Source organism: Pseudarthrobacter sulfonivorans (assembly GCF_001484605.1).
In the GTDB taxonomy this organism is placed as follows: domain Bacteria; phylum Actinomycetota; class Actinomycetes; order Actinomycetales; family Micrococcaceae; genus Arthrobacter; species Arthrobacter sulfonivorans_A.
On the sequence record NZ_CP013747.1, the window covers coordinates 92,521 to 109,727 of the forward strand.

Consider the following 17,207-nt stretch of genomic DNA (forward strand, 5'->3'; position numbering starts at 1 on the left):
AGTGAGACCTTTCTCACCGATTTTCCAAACACTAGAAGGTGGCATCGATGGCACTTCGCGTAGCCTGCATTGGCGGCGGTCCCGGCGGACTGTTCTTCTCAACCCTGTTCAAGCAAACCGTTCCCGACGCCGACGTCGTACTCTTTGAACGGAACCAGGCCACGGACGCCTTCGGCTTCGGCGTGGTCTTCTCCGACGCAACACTGAATCGGATCAATGATGCCGATCCTGTTGTCCGGGACGGACTCCGGGACCACGGCACGCACTGGGACGACATCGAAGTCTGGCTCAAGGGTGAACGGAAGTCCTTTGCAGGCAACGGTATGGCCGCCATCTACCGCAAGACCCTCCTGCAGCTGATGCAGGAACGGGCAGCGGCAGCGGGCGTGGACATGCGCTTTGGCCAGTATGTACCGGACCTGTCACAGCTCGCAGACTTCGACCTGATCGTCGGCGCCGACGGCGCCAACTCATCGACCCGCGAACAACTCGGCGAAGGCCTGGGCCACACAGCCGAGACGGCCACGGCCAAATTCATCTGGTTTGGCACCAGCCACAAATTCAAGGGCATGACCTTCCTCCACCGGAAGAGCGAGTTCGGCAACTTCGCCGTCCACGGCTACCCGATCAGTAAGGACCTGAGCACCTTCATTGTCGAAACCGATGAGGAAACGTGGCGCCGGGCCGGCCTGGACGAGTTCGATGTCAGCCAGCCCCCTGGACCGTCGGATTTGAAGACGCAGCGGTTCCTCGAAAAGCTCTTCGCCGAGGACATTGCCGGTGAACCGCTGGTCGCCAACAGCTCCCGCTGGGCGAACTTCCGCACCCGCCGGACCCTGTCGTGGCACAAGGGCAACGTCGTCCTGCTCGGAGACGCCGTACACACGGCCCACTTCTCCGTTGGGTCCGGCACCAAAATGGCCATGGAAGACGCCATCACCCTCGTCCGGGAAGTGGCAGCACACCAAGACGACCTCGAAACGGCCTTCACCAACTATGAAGCCGAGCGCCAGCCGCAGGTTGCCAAAATCCAGAACCAGGCACGCGGTGGACTCAGCTGGTGGGAACACTTCGGCAGATACTACGACTCCTTCGCCCCCACCCAGTTCACCTTCCACTTCTTCTCCCGCAGCATCGACATCGACAAGATCCGCTTGCGTGACCCGAAACTGGTTGCGTCCACGGAGCAGGACTGGCTGGCCCGGCACGCCCACACACCACTGGAAACACCACTCGACGCCGGATCAATCCGGTTCGGCGGGCGCCTACTCTCTCTGACCCAGCAGGATGGCCAGATCGTCCTGACCGGCACGGGGGGCAGTATCGCCCTGGTCACCAACTCGGACTCGGCCGACGCCACCACAGGACTGCTTCTGACCGCACCGGATACTGAAGAGGACTTGGCAACTGCCTTTGCACAATTGCCAGCCCAGGCTGCCGCCGTTGTCATCCAAGGCGGCAATCCATTCACCCGCATCCTCCTTTCGGAGGAAGCCCGGCTTGAACGCGGCCTGACAACTGTCATCGTCGATGACCGCGGACCGGCATCGAACCTGACACTGGTGCTCTCCGGCCGAGCTGACGCTGTTGCCACCGCAAACGTGGAGGCCACCGATGCATAGCCTGACTCCCCTGTTCGCCCCGAGCGGCATCATCGTCGTTGGCGCCTCCTCCAGCCCCGAGAAGCTCGGCGCAGTCATGGCGCAATCACTCTCTAACTACCCGGGTCCCGTGGAACTCGTGAACAGCCGCGGCGAAAACGGCATGCACACCAGCATCGCTGCCGCCGCAGCCGCCATCCCCGGCGGCCCCGACCTGGCAGTCCTCTGCGTTCCTGCCGCCGCCACTGCCCAAGCGCTGCGTGACAGCGCTGCCAACGGCGCCAGGGCCGCATTGGTTTGCGCCGGCGGTTTCGCCGAAGCCGGCGGTCCCGGCGTCGAATTCGCACACCAGGTGGAAGCGGCTGTCCGTGACACCGGCATCCGGCTGCTCGGCCCGAACACGTCCGGCTTCTTCGTTCCCCACCGCAACCTGCGCGCCAGCTTCGTGCCCGGCGTCGCCGAACTGGAACCGGGTTCGGTGGCAGTCGTCGCGGCCAGCGGCGGTGTGAACCACGTCCTGGCATTCCACCTCCAGCGCTCCGGCGCCGGAGTCAGCCTCGCCGTCGGCATAGGTGCAGGCACGGACATCACCGCACCCGACGTCCTCGACTACCTGATCACTGACGAACAAACAAAGGCTGTAGCACTCCACTTGGAAACGGTGTCAGACGGGCCTGCCCTCATCGACGCCGTCTCGCGCCTCAGTGCGGTCAAACCTGTTGTCGCTCTGGTGGTTGGCCGCAACGATGTCTCCGAGTTTGCACAGTCCCACACCGGAGCGCTGGCCACGTCCTGGCGCACCACACGTGCTGTCCTCAAGCAGGCAGGCGCAGTAATTGTCGACGACGAGAACCAGCTGGTTGCTGCTGTCACCGCGCTCGCGGGGCGCCGGCTAGCGCCGGCTGCAGACCCAGGAGTCGGTCTCATCACCGGACAGGCCGGACCGGGCCTGCTGATCGCCGATGCCCTCCACAGCGCGGGCGTGACGCTGCCGCGTTTGGCGCAGCACAGCCAGGACATCATCGGCACGTTGCTGCCACCTTTGACCTTTCAGGCCAACCCCGTTGACACGGGCCGGCCGGGACCCGGATACGAGAAAATCGTTGCGGCCGTGGCCAACGACCCGGCCATTGACGTCGTCGCCGTTTACGGGCTGACCGAACCCGTAGCGGACCTGCCACTCGCCGTCGCCAATTCCGGCGTGGCCGGCACGATGCCCTTCGTGATCGGTGTGGACGGGCCCGAAGGCGACCTCGAACGCGCACGGAAGTCAGCTCAACAACATGAGCTGCCTTTGATTTCGGGACCAACATCGCTGGCCCATGGCCTCACCGCCCTCGTGAACGACTCCCGGGGACAGTTCGTCCGCGCCGTGTCAGCTCAGCGTCACTTCACGTGGCCGGACCTGAACGGACCGTGGGATGAGAACCGTGCCAAGGAGCTCCTCGGCGCCCTTGGCATCGCCACGCCCGCTCGGCGCCGCTGCAGCACCCGTGCTGCTGCCCATGAGGCGCTGGCTGAACTGGCGACACCTGTCGCCGTAAAGCTGCTCGATGCCGCCGTCCTGCACAAGACCGAGATCGGCGGCGTGCACCTCGGGGTCAACTCCGCCGAGGCCATGGACCGCGCCCTGGACGGCCTTGAGGCCGCCGGAGCCCGCGAGTTCCTGATCGAAGCCATGGCCCCGTCCGGGGTGGACCTGGTTGTCGGTGTTCGCCGTGACCCCGTGTTTGGACCGATCGTGGTTCTTGGTTTGGGAGGCACCGCGGCCGAGGTCTTCGCCGATATCGCCATCCGTTCCGCTCCCCTCTCGGACCAGGCAGCAGAGGGCATGCCCAACGATCTGCAAGCCCGCGAACTCTTGTATGGCTTCCGCTCCGGGCCAATGCTGGATACAACGGAACTGGCTGGCGTTTTGATCAAACTCGGCGATGCCCTCGTCTCCAATGACGCCATCGCTGAGATCGAAATCAATCCCCTGCGCCTGACCCACCACGGACTCGTGGCGCTCGATGCCGTAGTTATCAATGTCGAGGAGGACAAGAAATGACAAGCCACACCAGCGAAGGCACCACCCCCTGGCCAGCCGACCTGGCCGCGGAGTTCCGCGCCAAAGGCTACTGGGAGGACCGCGCCCTGGGCAGCTACATCCTCGAAACAGCCGACCGGTTGCCTCACAAGATCGCAATCGTCGACGGTGACGTGCGGCTCACATACGCCGAACTTGCCAACAGAATGGATGCCGCCGCCGAACGCCTCCTCCAGTTGGGGCTGAAAGCGGACGACCGCATCATGGTCCAGCTGCCCAACGGCTGGCAGTTCGCGCTGCTGACCCTGGCATGCTTCCGCGCCGGCATCATCCCGGTCATGGCGCTGCCGGCACACCGGCAATACGAACTGTCCTTCCTGACGGAACTCTCTGAGTCCCGGGCCATCGCCGTCCCGGATGTCATCAAGGACTTTGATCACCAGGCCATGGCCGAAGAACTTGCGGCATCCATTCCTGCTCTGGAGATCATCCTCGTTTCCGGTACGGCGAAGCCACTCAACGTACGGCTCGAGGAGATTTTGGCACCACTAAAGGACGTCTCGGCTACCCGGGCACGGCTGGACGCCGCCGCTCCTTCACCGGACTCACCCGCACTGTTCCTGCTCTCCGGCGGCACCACCGGCCTGCCCAAGCTCATCACCAGGACCCACAACGACTACGCCTACAACATCAAGGCCTGCTCCATCCCCACCGCCGTCACCGAGGACACCGTTTACCTCGGGACCCTTCCCGCCAGCCACAACTTCCCGCTGGCCTGCCCCGGAATCCTCGGCATCCTGTTCGCCGGCGGCCGAGTGATAATGCTGCCAAGCCCCGAACCACGCAAAGCCTTCGCCGCAATCGAACGTGAGGGAGTGACACTTTCGACCGCAGTCCCGGCCGTGGCCCAGCGGTGGATCGAATACCAGCAGGAAACCGGCAGCAGCCAGCTCGCCACCCTCGAGGTCCTCCAGGTGGGCGGCTCCCGGCTGCCGGACGAAATCGCCCGGAAGGTCAAGCCCGTCCTAGGCGCCACGCTGCAGCAGGTGTTCGGCATGGCCGAGGGACTCATCAACACCACCCGGCTGAACGACCCCGAAGACGTCATCTGCACCACACAGGGCCGCCCCGTCTCCGAAGCCGACGAAGTCCGGATTGTGGACGAGTCCGGTAAGGACCTCCCCGACGGTGTCCCCGGATCCATCCTGACCCGCGGTCCCTATACCCCACGCGGCTATTACCGCGCGCCCGAAGCGAACGCCCGTGCCTTCACCCCGGACGGCTGGTACGCCAGCGGGGACATCGTAGAGCGCCGCCCCGACGGAAACCTGATTGTCCAGGGACGCGACAAGGACATGATCAACCGAGGCGGCGAAAAGATCTCCGCCGAAGAGATCGAAAGCCTGGTCTACCGGATCGAAGACGTCACCATGGCGGCTGCGATCGCGATGCCGGACCAGGTCCTCGGGGAACGGCTCTGCCTCTACATCACGGTCAAACCCGGGACCGAAGTCACCCTCGAACAGATCCAGGACCTGCTGCGCCGCACCGGCGTGGCAGCCTTCAAAATCCCTGAACATCTCGTCGTCGTAGACGAACTACCCACCACCAAAGTGGGAAAAATCAACAAAAAGGACCTCCGCGCCGACATCGCCGAACGCCTGGCGGCTGCCGGCTCCCAAGGAAAGTAGGACTGTCATGACCGAGAATCTTACGCATGCCTCCGTTGCCGCCAACCAGCCTGTTCCGGAACCGACCGCAGAAGAGGCTGCCCAGCTCAAAGAGCTGTACACGGATTTCGAGACCGAGAACCTGATTCCGTTGTGGACGCAGATCGGGGATCTCATGCCGATGGTTCCGTCGCCTAAAGCCGTACCGCATGTGTGGCGCTGGAGCGACCTGTACCCGCTGGCTGCCCGCGCGGGCGATCTGGTGCCGGTGGGCCGCGGCGGGGAACGCCGCGCCATTGCCCTCGCCAACCCTGGCCTGGGAAACACCCCGTACGCCACCCCGACGCTGTGGGCCGCGATCCAGTACCTTGGCGCCCGTGAGACCGCCCCGGAACACCGCCACTCCCAGAACGCCTTCCGGTTCGTCGTCGAGGGCGAGGGCGTCTGGACCGTCGTGAACGGTGACCCGGTCCGGATGTCGCGTGGAGATTTCCTGCTGACCCCGGGCTGGAACTTCCATGGCCACCACAACGACACGGATGAGCCGATGGCCTGGATCGACGGCCTGGACATCCCGTTTGTGCATTACGCCGACGCCGGGTTCTTCGAGTTCGGCACTGAGCGCGTCACGGACGAGGCGACCCCGCACATCTCCCGTTCCGAAAGGCTCTGGGCACACCCGGGCCTGCGCCCGCTCTCGGGCCTGGATGACACCACCAGCTCGCCCATCGCGGCGTACCGGTGGGAACACACCGACCGGGCCCTGACCGAGCAGCTGCTCCTTGAGGATGAGGGCCACCCGGCCACCGTGTCCCAGGGCCACGCAGCCGTGCGTTTCACCAACCCCACCACCGGCGGGGACGTGATGCCCACCATCCGGGCCGAATTCCACCGTTTCCGTGACGGCGCCTCCACCGAGCCGCTCCGCGAGGTCGGCTCCAGCGTCTGGCAGGTCTTCGAAGGCCGTGGCAGTGTTGTGCTGAACGGCGAGACCCGGAACCTGGAAAAGGGCGACCTGTTCGTGGTCCCGTCCTGGGCCGAGTGGTCCCTGCAGGCTGAGACCGGGTTCGATCTGTTCCGCTTCAGCGACGCCCCCATTTTTGAACGGCTGAACTTTAACCGCACCTACACCGAAGGACGCAAGAACGCATGAGACTCCTCACCCTCCGCACTGAAAACGGCACCAAGGCTGTCCGCCAGGACGGCGACACGCTGACCGAAATTGAAGGGTTCTCCGACGTCGGAGCCCTGCTGAAGGACCCCTCCTGGGAGTCCATCGCCGCCGCTGCCACAGGCGCCACCCACCCGGTCGAGGGCGCTGACCTGGACGCCGTTGTTCCCGCACCGGGCAAGATCATCTGCGTGGGCCACAATTACCGCAACCACATCAAGGAAATGGGCCGGGAAGTCCCCGAGTACCCCACGCTGTTCGCCAAGTACGCCGAATGCCTGATCGGCCCGGACGATGACCTGGCCCTCCCGCAGGAATCCGACACGGTGGACTGGGAGTCCGAACTCGCCGTCGTCATCGGGAAGAAGGGCCGCCGGATTTCCGAAGCCGACGCGCCCGCCCACATCGCCGGTTACGCCGTGCTGAACGACGTGTCGATGCGCGACTACCAGTTCCGCACCATCCAGTGGCTGCAGGGCAAGACCTGGGAAAAGTCCACCCCGTTCGGACCGGCCCTAGTCACCAAGGACGAGTTCAGCGGCGGCCTCATGACCACCGCGGTCGACGGCGAGATCCAGCAGTCCACGCCCACCAACGACGTCGTCTTCACCCCGGAGTTCCTGGTCTCCTATATCTCCACCATCATCACGCTGAACCCGGGCGACGTCATTGCAACCGGTACCCCGGGCGGTGTGGGCCACGCCCAGGATCCCAAGCGTTACCTGCAGGAAGGCCAGATCCTGGTCACCACAATCGAGGGCCTGGGCCAGCTGAACAACCGCGTGGTCAAGGAATCCTGATGGTCGCACGCCACGACCAAACGACGGACCCGCAGCTGCTCGAATCGCTGCTGCAGGCCCGTCGCGGGACCGCGTTCTTCGCACGAAAGCTCAACGAGCTCTCGGACGCGGACCTCGACGGGCCCTCGCTGCTGCCGGGCTGGACCCGCCGCCACGTGACCGCGCACATCGGCTACAACGCCCGGGCCATCGCACGGCTCATTGAGTGGGCGGCCACCGGGGTGGAAACACCCATGTACGCCTCCCCCGAGATCCGGGACCACGAAATCAATTTCGGGGCAACCCTGCCGCCGATTGCGTTGCGGCACCTCTTTGACCACTCAGCGGTGCACCTGAACGTGGAATGGCGCGACCTGCCCGCCGAGGCATGGCTCCACAAGGTCAAAACAGCCCAGGGCCGGACCGTCCCGGCCGAAGAAACCGTGTGGATGCGCACCCGCGAAGTCTGGACCCACGCCGTTGACCTGGACAACGGCGCCACATTCACCGACATCCCGGTCCCGGTCCTGACACGCCTGCTCACGGACATCACCTCCGCCTGGGCAACCCGCGGCACCGACACCGGGTTGCTGGTCCGGGTCACGGACCAGCAACCGGAACTGGAGTTCGGCAGCGACGGCCCCGAGGCACCCCTGGTGGTCTCCGGAACTCTTGCCGGCGTGGTCCGCTGGGCAACAGGCCGCGGAACAGACGGCGTCACCGCAACAGGCACAGCCGGCGCACCAAATAGTGCGACCGGGGCACCGCTCGGGTTGCCCGAGGTGCCCCCGGCACCGAAATGGATTTAGCAGCTCCAGGGCGCAGCCGCGGCAACGTCACTACGAAGGGCTTTTGCGATGACGAAAATTCTAATTATTGGACCTCCCGGCTCGGGAAAAGGCACGCAAGCAGAATGCATTTCCGAGCGCCTCGGCGTCGTGGCCATTTCCACCGGCGACATCTTCCGCGCCAACGTCAAGGGCGAAACTCCGCTTGGTATCGAGGCGAAGAAGTACATGGACAACGGGGACTTTGTTCCGGACAGCGTCACCAACAAGATGGTCCGTGACCGCCTCAGCGAGTCCGACGTCGAAGGCGGCTTCCTCCTGGACGGTTACCCGCGCACCACGGCGCAGGTGGACTACCTCGACGGGATCCTCGCCAACAGTGAAGAGAAGCTCGACGTCGTCCTGCAGCTCACTGCCGACGACGAGGAACTCGTCCACCGGCTCCTCGGCCGTGCCAAGGAGACCGTCCGGAGCGACGACAACGAAGCTGTAATCCGCCACCGGCTGGACCTGTACCACGAGCAGACCGAGGCCGTTGTGGCCAAGTATGCCGAGCGCGGCATCCTGACCCAGGTTGACGGCATCGGCGGCATCGACGAGGTAACAGACCGCGTCATGCAGGCGATCAAAGGAGCCCAGGCAGTTTAGCCAAATCCCTCCATGCCTCATTTCACGGCTCCACATGGTGCAAGGAGGACACGCTCAGAATCATCCGATCGAGTCGGTAACCAAGAACGGCGCCCGGCACCCGTTTGTGCGGGTTCCGGGCGCCGTGCTTTGTCTTCAGGCTGCCTGCTGCTTAGGCCAGGGCTGCGATGGTGCGGTTCTGGCTGCGGCCGAAGACCAGGGCGTCGATGGAGAACCGGCCTGCCCCGACGATGGCGAGGGCTGCCGCGCCGGCCGCGAGGACGAGCACGAGTTCGTATCCGCCTTTGTCAGCGAAGATGCCGGCCGGCGCGTGGACCAGGAACAGGGCGCCGAGCATGTCCAGTGCCAGGAGGGCGGCCACTGGGCGGACCAGTACGCCAAGAATGATGGCGGCGCCCCCAAGGAGTTCCAGAAAGCCGATGGCGGGAGCAACCAGCTGAGCAGCCGGTACCCCCATCTGAACGAAAGCGGCCTGCGTGCCCGGGATGGTGTATTCGAAGATCTTCTGCCAGCCGTGGGCAAAGAAGACAACGCCCACGGCCAGGCGCAGGACTGTACGGGCGAGATTGGACTGCGTGGCAGCGGGATAGACCGGAGAAGTCATGGGATCGTTCCTTTTGTCTTGGCTTCCTGAAGGGGGCGGTTCAAGCCCGGCCTTCGGAAGTTTAGTTGATGTTTCAAGTACCACCCTAAGGGTCAATGCTTGTTGCGTCAACTAATTTGTCGACTGTGCGCAGTATTTTCTGAGCGGGACTGGCGAGGGGGCTCATGCAGTCACGTCATGACGGCGATAGAGGGGCGCCATAGCCGCATCAGGATCCAGCTTCCCCAGGAGGGCATCGGCGATCCCCCGGAGCTGGCCGAGCTGTTCGGGAGTGAGGGCGTCAATGACGTGACTGCGGACGTTTGCCACATGGCCCGGCGCGGCTTCCAGGATTATGCGCCATCCATCATTGGTGATGCGGGCGTTGGTTGCACGCCGGTCCTCGGGGCAGGGAAAGCGCTCCATTAGACCGCGCGCCTCGAGCCGCTTGACGACGTGGGACAGGCGGGGCAGCGTGGCGCTGGTCTGGGCCGCCAGGGCGGTCATTCGCAGGGTCCGGTCAGGGGCTTCGGAGAGCATCGCGAGCACGTAGTACTCAAAACTGGTCAGGTCCGCGTCACGGCGCAGCTGGGAGTCCAACACATTGGGCAGCAGCTCGACCACCGTATACAGCCGCACCCAGGCAGCCAATTCGTCTTTTGTAAGCCAGTTCGTTTCCATGGCTCCATTCTCTCCGAAGTTTGTTGTTGCGACAACTAACTTTAGCCGCTACTATTTAGTTGAAGCCTCAACCAACTGGGGTTCGAAACGAAGGAGACCGTAATGACCACTGTAAGCATCCTCGGAACAGGCAACATGGGCACGGCCATCGCCGGCATCGTTGAAAAAGGCGGCAACACCGTCCAGGTCCTCGGCAGCGAGGACACTGCCCAGGCGGTCACCGGTGAGATTGTCGTCCTGGCCGTTCCCTACCCCGCCGTGCAGGAGATCCTGGCCCAACGTGCTGGCCAGCTCGCCGGCAAGATCATCGTGGACATCACCAACCCGTTGAACTTTGAAACCTTCGACTCCCTGACCGTGCCGGCTGATTCCTCGGCCGCTGCCGAGATCCAGGCCGCGCTTCCGAACTCCCACGTGGTGAAGGCATTCAACACCACCTTCGCGGCCACCCTGGCCGCGGGCGAGATCGCCGGGCAACCCACCACTGTGCTGATCGCCGGGGACGACGCCGACGCGAAATCCCGGCTCGCGGAGGTCATCACTGCCGGCGGCCTGCGCGCCATTGATGCCGGCTCACTGCGACGGGCACGTGAGCTGGAGGCAAAGGGCTTCCTTCAGATCGCCCTCGCGGCCGGCGAGAAGATCTCTTGGACTGGAGGATTCGCCGTCCAGGCATGACCCGACGGTCAGCCCAACCCCGCAGCATCGCATCACCGGGAGCCCCCCGCCTTCATTCTGGCCGGCTCCCGAGGCACGCTCATGGCCCCAAACAGAGAAAGAATTACCTCCGATGCCAGTCTCCCCCGTCCGGCTGAACCACGCCGTACTATTCGTCACCGACCTTGACCGGGCCGAGCGCTTCTACACCCACGTCTTCAGCATGGAAGTGGTCGCCCGCGAACCGGCTGCGAACGCTGCATTCCTGCGGCTGCCCCGCTCCGGCAACCACCACGACCTCGGCCTCTTCGGCGTAGGCGCCGCCGCGGCGCCTACGGTGCGTGGCGGCGTCGGGCTCTACCACCTCGCGTGGCAGCTGGACACCATCGATGAGCTCGCCGAGGCCCGCGGGACCTTGACGGACGCCGGCGCATACACCGGTCAGCCATGGCGCCACCAAGAGCATCTACGGCGCAGATCCGGACGGCAACGAGTTCGAACTTATGTGGATGCTTCCCCGGCAGCATTGGGGCGAGTACGAGAACACCGCTCCCGTCGAGCCGCTGGAGCTCGACGCCGAACTGGCCCGATGGTCCGGCGTGCCCACCGCCGGCCGCATCGCCACAGCCAGCACTGAGGAGGACAACTCATGAATGACGATTTCGGCAAACCTACCGTCGTCTGGCACAGCCCTGACGCCCCCGACCGTCCCCTTGTGGTCCTATTGCACGGACGCGGCGCCGACGAGACCGGCATCATTGGCCTAGCGGGACACCTGCCACCCGGACCATCGTACGCAGCCGTCCGCGCACCGATCCCCGCCGGAGGCGGATACGCCTGGTTCGCCAACCGTGGAATCGGCCGTCCGGTCGCGGAGTCCCTCACTCAGACCATGGCCTGGTTCCGAGAGTGGCTCGACGACGTGGCGCCCGCGGGCCGCCAGGTCATACTCGTTGGCTTCAGCGGCGGCGCCGCGTTCGCCGGTGGTCTGCTTCTGGCCGATCCGCAGCGCTTCGCCGGCGCTGCAATCCTGTACGGAACGTTACCGTTCGACGCCGGGGTCCCAACCTCACCTGCGCGCCTGGCCGGAGTGCCGGTCTTTATAGCCCAAGGCGACACGGACACAGTCATCCCCCGCGAACTGCTGGACCGTACTTGGACCTACCTGCTCGGCGATTCCGGCGCACCCGCCTACGCACGCCGCGACCCCGGCGGCCACGGGCTCACCAACACCACCATTGCCGAGCTTGGCGGCTGGATCGCAGAACGTCTGAATTTCCTTGCCACCCGCAGCATTCTGCCTGCTGGCCACGGCACCTGGAGTACCCTTCCAGACGGCAAACTTCCATCTCGCCAAGGTACCCGGCCCGAAGTTTCCTGGTCGATTCCCCAGGAGCAACGCTCCGACAACAGCCCCCTCCATATCCGAGAGCAGCTCCATAGCAGCATCACGGCCTTGCCAGGGGTAACCGCCCGTCAGTCAGCCATCTCCGTACCCGGCGCATCTGGCTTCATGGTCGAACGGGGCCCGGGGGCGCCGCTTGATGCGTTCCTCGTGCCACAAGTTGGCGAGTTCGCACACCTCCACCCCGACTACGACGGTTCTCTGCATCTGGCACTGCCGCTGGCGCTGAGCCGCGACGCAATCGCCAAGGGATGGGCCGTCGCCCACCCCCTCGCGGGCATCCGCCTCGCCCGCGGAATGGTCATGATCTACGGGCCACGGAATGCGACCGAACTCGACACCGTCACCGGCATCGTCCAGACCAGCCACGCCTACGCCACGGCAGTGCTCCCCGCAAGCGACGGGAGTGCCTGACATGCCGCGGAGCCAAGTCCGCAGGCCGCCATGGCTCCCGTGCCATTAGCTTTGGCGTATGGCAGTTCGCACGGTCTGCGAAAGATGCAGCGCCCTCGTATCCGCGCCGCCTGGAAGTTGCATTTGAAGCGGGATGTAGCCGAAGCTGACGTCGTAAAGGGGGTCAGCGTACCCCAGCGCTCCGCCGGCTCCATCGTGGCCAAAGGCCCGGAAGCTGCCAAAATCACTGCCGGGATGAGGCTTCATGAAAACAACCCCGAACGCCGTCGGGAAATTCAGGACACGATCGACTCCCCACACCTGCTGCTGTCCCATCTCTGCGACAGTATCGGGGTCAAGGAGAGCCTCCCCCAGCAGTCCAATGGCTGCTGCATAAACTTGTGCGAGCCCCCTCGCCGATCCGACGCCGCCAAGGGCGGCGGGTCCGGCGGCGCGCACTTCCCGCAGATTGGGTGAGTAGGGCCCGAGGTTCGGTGGTACGAGATTGTTGACACCATTGAACATCAGGGCGCCCAGTCCGTCCGGCGACGTCGGACTTTGGCTGATCATTGCCAGCTGTTCGGCGGTGGGATGCGCTGGACGTAGAGCTTCGTACCTGTCCTCCTGTGACGGCGGCAGTGCGAGCCAAAAGTCGATGTCACGGGGTGCGCGGATGCTGTCCTCATAGAGTTCTTGCAGGGACTGGCCAGTTATGCGCCTCACCAGTTCTTCCATGAAGGTTCCTATGGTGAGGCCGTGGTAGCCGAACGCTGTCCCTGGGCGCCAATATGGCCGTTGTGCCGCTAGCTTGGGCGCAGCACGCCGCGAGTCCAGGATGTCCTCATTTTCAAGTCCGGCATCCACATTTACGAGCCCCGCCTGGTGCGACAAGAGCTGACGGACAAGGATCTTTTCCTTCCCATGGGTTGCGAACTCCGGCCAATAGTGGACCACAGTTTGATCCAGGTCGAGCGCACCGGATCGGATCAAAGTGCCCAAGGCAATCGCCGCCACGCCTTTTGTTGCGGAAAAGGTACCAGTCAGGGTGTCGTTTCTTAGTCCGTCCCCTCCGGCCAGATTCACTACCAGTTGGCCTTTCCAATACACGGCCAACTGGGCGCTGTAGTTAGGGTCGTCGGCCAGGTAGCCGTCAAACTCGGCGCGTACGTCCTCGAACCCGGGAGCGGTGGTGCCTGTGGAATGGTTGTGCGTGGGAGCCGTGACGGCTGACATCACTGAGGGCCTTTCTCTAGTTCTGGATTGTGCCAACGATTGGGCCCAGTCCGAGTCGCCGATCGTTATGGAGCCAGCGGCGCATCCGCTCAACTGAATTCCTGGCTGGCACTGAATGGGGGTGGTCCAGGTGCCCGTGCATACTCCCCGGTTCCATCTCGATACGGACGTGCACTCCTGCAGACTCCAGTTGGGCGGCGAAAAGTTCGCCCGAGGCACGAAGCGTGTCGGCCTCTGAATTGATGATGTAGACAGGCGGAAACCCGTTGAGGTCGCCGCTTCCGGCGAATGCGTGGGGGTCGCTGAAGATGTCCTCGCTCCCCGCGAAGTTGAGATTGATGTCGCGGATGAAGTCCGGCCCGAATACGAGGTCAGAAGGAACGCCTTCCATCTTCTTCACAATCTCCTCGCTGAGCGGCGGAAGCTTTGCATGAACGAGAGGATAAGCGAGCAACAACGATGCCGGCATCTGCCCGGCATCGTCCCCGAGCCGTGCGGTGAGCGCGGCAGTCAGGGCAGCCCCGGCGCTCGCACCACCCAGGTGAAGGTCATCAGCAGTTGCCAATCCTAACTCGCTGAGATTTTCAGTGGCCCACAGCCACCCGGCCCGCACATCATTCGACGGTGCGGGGTACTTCAAACCGTGAAGGGCCTTGCGATAGTCAAGTGACAGAACCGAAATGCCGTGGGACGCCAGGTACAAGCTCACCCAGTGAGCCTCGGGCATGTCCAGGTCTCCGGCGATGAAGGCGCCGCCGTGCACCCAGACGAAGCCCGCAAGGGCCTCGCCGGGAGCTCGGTACAGACGTCCCGGAACTCCTCCGTCCGGAGTCGGGACAGTAATATCGACTGCCGATATTGCGCCAAGCTCGGGGTATATGGACACAAGCGACTGGTGGTCCGTGTCAGTTCGAGGATCAGGGCGGGGGCCATTCAGCTCCAACTCGCGAATCAGCTGACTGGCGATCGACGTACTTGAATTTTGCGTGCCTGTCTCGGGCATCTGTCTCGTCTTTTCCTTCCTTGAGCAGGAGCTAGTTTTGGACCAGTTCCAGCGTGGCCTGCAGCGGAAGTTCGCTGACTGAGGTGCCGATGCGGAGTGTGTAGACGCCGGGTTCGTAGGTCCAGCCGTTGTCCCAGTAGGCCAGAAGCCGGGTGGGGACGTCCAGGAATGCGGTGGCGGTTTCGCCGGGTTCGGCCCAGATGGGGGTGGATGCGACGAGCCAACGGACCGGGCGGTCGACGGCGGAGCCGGGCTTTTCGGCGTAGACTTGGACCACATTTTTGCCGGCGCGTGCCCCAGTGTTGGTCAGGGCAACGCTGAGGGGCACGACGGCGCCGGGGGTCGTTTCTGCGGGTGCGTCCACGCTGTCGGTGGTCCAGGTGGTGTAGCCGAGGCCGTAGCCGAATTCGTAGGCCGGGGTGGTGCCGGCTTTGAGCCAGGCGCGGTAGCCGATGTGGATGCCTTCATCGTAGGTCAGGGTCCCGTCCTGGCCAGGGGTGACGTTGATGACGGGGACGTCTTCCTGGGTGGCGGGCCAGGTCGTGGGCAGGCGGCCGCCGGGTTCGGTGGCGCCGGTGAGGATGTCGGTTAGGGCGTGGCCGAATTCCTGGCCGCCGAAGTAGCCGATCAGGGTCGCGGCGACTTCGTCGCGCCAGGGCAGCAGGACCGGGGAGCCGGAGTTCACGATCACGATGGTGCGGGGGTTGACGGCGGCGATGGCGTGGACCAGGCGGTCCTGCAGGCCGGGCAGTTCCAGGGAGGTCCGGTCGTAGCCTTCGGATTCGACGCGGGAGTTGGTGCCCACAACGACGACGGCGATCTCGGCTGCGCGGGCAGCCTCCACTGCGTCCTTGATCAGGGAGTCAGGGTCGGCGTCGTAAGCTTCGACACCGATGGTGATTCCGAGCGTATTGGATAATGCGCCGACGCTGTCCGTCGTGAGCTCCACACGGAGTTGCATCGGGATACCCTCACACACCTTCACCGGCACCGAAACCGCGGGCGGGGCCAGCAACGCGGCCCCCAAATCCGTTCCTACCGCCTCGACCGTCGCTTCGTGCGCGAGGATTCCATTGACGAAGATGCGGCCATGGCCCACGGTGGAGAAGCCCAGCCGGACCGTACCCGTTTCGTCCGGTGTGTAGATGGTGTGGAACTGGACCATGGAGGACGCTGCAATAGGTGCGTCACCGCCGAACCACACCAGGGCGGTGGAGCGGCGGTCCTCGGCGAAGAGCTCCTCGCCGTTCGCGTCCAGAAACCGGACACGGAGTCCAGGGGTTCCGGTGACCGGGTTGGTGAGCTGTTCCAGCGGCAGCTCGGCGATGCCTTCCTGCACCACGGCGCCAACACTGTACGTGACGTTGTCGGCGCCGAAGGCGGAACGGATCCCGTCAAGCGGGGTGATGATCTTTTCCGGGACAACAGTGGCGGAGCCGCCGCCCTGGGTGCGGGCATAGCGGGCGTTGTGGCCGATCACCGCGACCGTCCGGACCACAGCAGGGTCCAGCGGCAGCACGCCGTCGTTCTTCACCATCACGGTGCCGGCCGCGGAGACCTCGCGGGCGAAGGCGATGGGGTCCTCCCGGTCCGCCGGTTCGGCGGCCACGGGCTCGAAGCCTTCCAGGGCGCCGACGCGGGCGGCGAGCTGCAGGATCCGCAGCACCTTACGGTCGATCGCGACCTCCTGGACCTGGCCGGACTTCACGGCCACCGCCAGGGCTTCGCCCCAGGGTCCGTCCGGACCGGGCATGGCCAGGTCCTGGGAGGCGTTGGCGCTGTTGACGCTGCGCACGGCGGTCCAGTCGCTGATCACCACGCCGTCGAAGCCCCATTCGCTGTTCAGCGGGGTTTCCAGCAGGTCGTTTTCGGTGGCAGTTGCACCATTGATCGAGTTGTAGGCGCTCATCACCAGCCACGCCTTCGATTCGACGATGGCCTTCTCGAACGCGAGCAGGTAGAGCTCCCGCAGGGCCCGGTCCCCTACCTTGACGTCCACGGTGAAGCGATCAGTTTCGGAGTCGTTGGCGATGTAGTGCTTCGGGGTGGCGCCCACGCCGTTGCGCTGCACGCCCGTGACGTAGGCGGCGGCAAGTTCCGCTGTCAGGACCGGGTCCTCGCTGAAGGCCTCGAAGTGCCGACCGCCCAGGGGTGAGCGGTGGAGGTTGATGGTGGGGCCGAGCACGACGTCGACGCCCTTGCGGCGGGCCTCGACGGCGGAGGCGGCACCGAGCCGGTCCGCGATGGCCGGGTCCCAGGAGGAGCTGATGGCCGCGGCGGAGGGGAAATTCATGGACGGCTGGCGTTCGTCCCAGACCTCGCCGCGGACACCGGTGGGGCCGTCGGAGAACAGCATGCGGCGCAAGCCGATCTTCTCCAGCGGCCAGGTGGTCCAGAAATCCCGGCCGGTCAGGAGCTGGACCTTCTCTTCGAGGGTCAGTTCCGCCAGGAGTGCTTGGAGCCGGGCGTCGGTGGCGCGCTCGTCAGTGGTGCGCGTTTCTGTGGTGAGGGTTTCCATGGTGGCTTTCTGGGCTGGTCCGACGGCTGTCGTATCGATTGGTTGTGC

Annotated in this window: 15 protein-coding genes and 1 pseudogene; 11 read left to right on the forward strand and 5 right to left on the reverse strand. The window is 64.7% G+C overall.

Annotated elements, in window-relative coordinates:
- Nucleotides 1–47: 47 nt before the first annotated feature.
- Genes AU252_RS00400 through AU252_RS00430 form a run of 7 tightly spaced genes read left to right on the forward strand, consistent with a single transcriptional unit; the run spans nucleotide 48 to nucleotide 8,686 of the window.
- Nucleotides 48–1,622: an FAD-dependent monooxygenase gene (locus tag AU252_RS00400; RefSeq protein ID WP_058929027.1), complete on the forward strand. Its 1,575-nt coding sequence runs from the start codon at nucleotides 48–50 to the stop codon at nucleotides 1,620–1,622.
- Nucleotides 1,615–3,651, forward strand: a complete 2,037-nt coding sequence (locus AU252_RS00405) for an acetate--CoA ligase family protein (protein WP_058929028.1) — start codon at nucleotides 1,615–1,617, stop codon at nucleotides 3,649–3,651. Before AU252_RS00400 ends, AU252_RS00405 begins: the two co-directional genes overlap by 8 nt.
- Nucleotides 3,648–5,321, forward strand: a complete 1,674-nt coding sequence (locus tag AU252_RS00410; protein ID WP_058929029.1) for a (2,3-dihydroxybenzoyl)adenylate synthase — start codon at nucleotides 3,648–3,650, stop codon at nucleotides 5,319–5,321. The genes AU252_RS00405 and AU252_RS00410 overlap by 4 nt, the downstream gene beginning before the upstream one ends.
- 7 nt (nucleotides 5,322–5,328) lie before the next feature.
- Nucleotides 5,329–6,453, forward strand: a complete 1,125-nt coding sequence (locus AU252_RS00415; RefSeq protein ID WP_058929030.1) for a cupin domain-containing protein — start codon at nucleotides 5,329–5,331, stop codon at nucleotides 6,451–6,453.
- The gene (locus AU252_RS00420; RefSeq protein WP_058929031.1) at nucleotides 6,450–7,271 is read left to right on the forward strand and encodes a fumarylacetoacetate hydrolase family protein; all 822 of its coding nucleotides are present in this window, start codon (nucleotides 6,450–6,452) and stop codon (nucleotides 7,269–7,271) included. The genes AU252_RS00415 and AU252_RS00420 overlap by 4 nt, the downstream gene beginning before the upstream one ends.
- Nucleotides 7,271–8,059, forward strand: coding sequence for a maleylpyruvate isomerase family mycothiol-dependent enzyme (locus AU252_RS00425; RefSeq protein ID WP_058929032.1), 789 nt, complete (start codon nucleotides 7,271–7,273; stop codon nucleotides 8,057–8,059). The genes AU252_RS00420 and AU252_RS00425 overlap by 1 nt, the downstream gene beginning before the upstream one ends.
- A gap of 48 nt (nucleotides 8,060–8,107) precedes the next feature.
- On the forward strand, nucleotides 8,108–8,686 hold the full coding sequence (locus tag AU252_RS00430) for an adenylate kinase (protein ID WP_058929033.1): 579 nt from the start codon (nucleotides 8,108–8,110) through the stop codon (nucleotides 8,684–8,686).
- Nucleotides 8,687–8,837: 151 nt separating this feature from the next.
- Here the strand turns inward: AU252_RS00430 and AU252_RS00435 are convergent, their stop codons facing one another.
- A complete protein-coding gene (locus AU252_RS00435) occupies nucleotides 8,838–9,290 on the reverse strand; it encodes a DoxX family protein (RefSeq protein WP_058929034.1) in 453 nt (150 codons plus the stop codon).
- Between the two features lie 162 nt (nucleotides 9,291–9,452).
- The gene (locus tag AU252_RS00440; RefSeq protein WP_058929035.1) at nucleotides 9,453–9,950 is read right to left on the reverse strand and encodes a MarR family winged helix-turn-helix transcriptional regulator; all 498 of its coding nucleotides are present in this window, start codon (nucleotides 9,948–9,950) and stop codon (nucleotides 9,453–9,455) included.
- A 102-nt stretch (nucleotides 9,951–10,052) separates the two neighbouring features.
- On the opposite strand from AU252_RS00440, the gene AU252_RS00445 reads away from it, so the two are divergent.
- From AU252_RS00445 to AU252_RS00455, 4 genes and pseudogenes are all read left to right on the forward strand, one after another.
- Entirely contained in the window at nucleotides 10,053–10,628 is a 576-nt protein-coding gene (locus AU252_RS00445) for an NADPH-dependent F420 reductase (RefSeq protein ID WP_058929036.1), read from the forward strand.
- A gap of 112 nt (nucleotides 10,629–10,740) precedes the next feature.
- Nucleotides 10,741–11,004, forward strand: a pseudogene (locus AU252_RS24925) (VOC family protein); the annotation flags it as partial.
- A 112-nt stretch (nucleotides 11,005–11,116) separates the two neighbouring features.
- A complete protein-coding gene (locus tag AU252_RS24345; protein WP_240484276.1) occupies nucleotides 11,117–11,260 on the forward strand; it encodes a hypothetical protein in 144 nt (47 codons plus the stop codon).
- Nucleotides 11,257–12,426: a luciferase family protein gene (locus tag AU252_RS00455; RefSeq protein WP_058929037.1), complete on the forward strand. Its 1,170-nt coding sequence runs from the start codon at nucleotides 11,257–11,259 to the stop codon at nucleotides 12,424–12,426. The genes AU252_RS24345 and AU252_RS00455 overlap by 4 nt, the downstream gene beginning before the upstream one ends.
- A 45-nt stretch (nucleotides 12,427–12,471) precedes the next feature.
- On the opposite strand, the gene AU252_RS00460 is transcribed toward AU252_RS00455, so the two are convergent.
- From AU252_RS00460 to AU252_RS00470, 3 genes are all read right to left on the reverse strand, one after another.
- Nucleotides 12,472–13,638: a serine hydrolase domain-containing protein gene (locus AU252_RS00460; RefSeq protein WP_058929038.1), complete on the reverse strand. Its 1,167-nt coding sequence runs from the start codon at nucleotides 13,636–13,638 to the stop codon at nucleotides 12,472–12,474.
- A 16-nt stretch (nucleotides 13,639–13,654) separates the two neighbouring features.
- Entirely contained in the window at nucleotides 13,655–14,524 is an 870-nt protein-coding gene (locus AU252_RS00465; RefSeq protein ID WP_157768899.1) for an alpha/beta hydrolase, read from the reverse strand.
- A gap of 148 nt (nucleotides 14,525–14,672) precedes the next feature.
- Complete coding sequence (locus tag AU252_RS00470; RefSeq protein ID WP_058929040.1) at nucleotides 14,673–17,159, reverse strand: beta-glucosidase family protein; 2,487 nt, start codon at nucleotides 17,157–17,159, stop codon at nucleotides 14,673–14,675.
- Between the last annotated feature and the right edge of the window lie 48 nt (nucleotides 17,160–17,207).

Excerpts from the sequence above, each read along its gene's own strand:
- AU252_RS00400 (WP_058929027.1), top strand. The coding sequence starts at position 48 with ATGGCACTTCGCGTAGCCTGCATTGGCGGCGGTCCCGGCGGACTGTTC.
- AU252_RS00405 (WP_058929028.1), top strand. The coding sequence starts at position 1,615 with ATGCATAGCCTGACTCCCCTGTTCGCCCCGAGCGGCATCATCGTCGTT.
- AU252_RS00410 (WP_058929029.1), top strand. The coding sequence starts at position 3,648 with ATGACAAGCCACACCAGCGAAGGCACCACCCCCTGGCCAGCCGACCTG.
- AU252_RS00415 (WP_058929030.1), top strand. The coding sequence starts at position 5,329 with ATGACCGAGAATCTTACGCATGCCTCCGTTGCCGCCAACCAGCCTGTT.
- AU252_RS00420 (WP_058929031.1), top strand. The coding sequence starts at position 6,450 with ATGAGACTCCTCACCCTCCGCACTGAAAACGGCACCAAGGCTGTCCGC.
- AU252_RS00425 (WP_058929032.1), top strand. The coding sequence starts at position 7,271 with ATGGTCGCACGCCACGACCAAACGACGGACCCGCAGCTGCTCGAATCG.
- AU252_RS00430 (WP_058929033.1), top strand. The coding sequence starts at position 8,108 with ATGACGAAAATTCTAATTATTGGACCTCCCGGCTCGGGAAAAGGCACG.
- AU252_RS00435 (WP_058929034.1), bottom strand. The coding sequence starts at position 9,290 with ATGACTTCTCCGGTCTATCCCGCTGCCACGCAGTCCAATCTCGCCCGT.
- AU252_RS00440 (WP_058929035.1), bottom strand. The coding sequence starts at position 9,950 with ATGGAAACGAACTGGCTTACAAAAGACGAATTGGCTGCCTGGGTGCGG.
- AU252_RS00445 (WP_058929036.1), top strand. The coding sequence starts at position 10,053 with ATGACCACTGTAAGCATCCTCGGAACAGGCAACATGGGCACGGCCATC.
- AU252_RS24345 (WP_240484276.1), top strand. The coding sequence starts at position 11,117 with ATGCTTCCCCGGCAGCATTGGGGCGAGTACGAGAACACCGCTCCCGTC.
- AU252_RS00455 (WP_058929037.1), top strand. The coding sequence starts at position 11,257 with ATGAATGACGATTTCGGCAAACCTACCGTCGTCTGGCACAGCCCTGAC.
- AU252_RS00460 (WP_058929038.1), bottom strand. The coding sequence starts at position 13,638 with ATGTCAGCCGTCACGGCTCCCACGCACAACCATTCCACAGGCACCACC.
- AU252_RS00470 (WP_058929040.1), bottom strand. The coding sequence starts at position 17,159 with ATGGAAACCCTCACCACAGAAACGCGCACCACTGACGAGCGCGCCACC.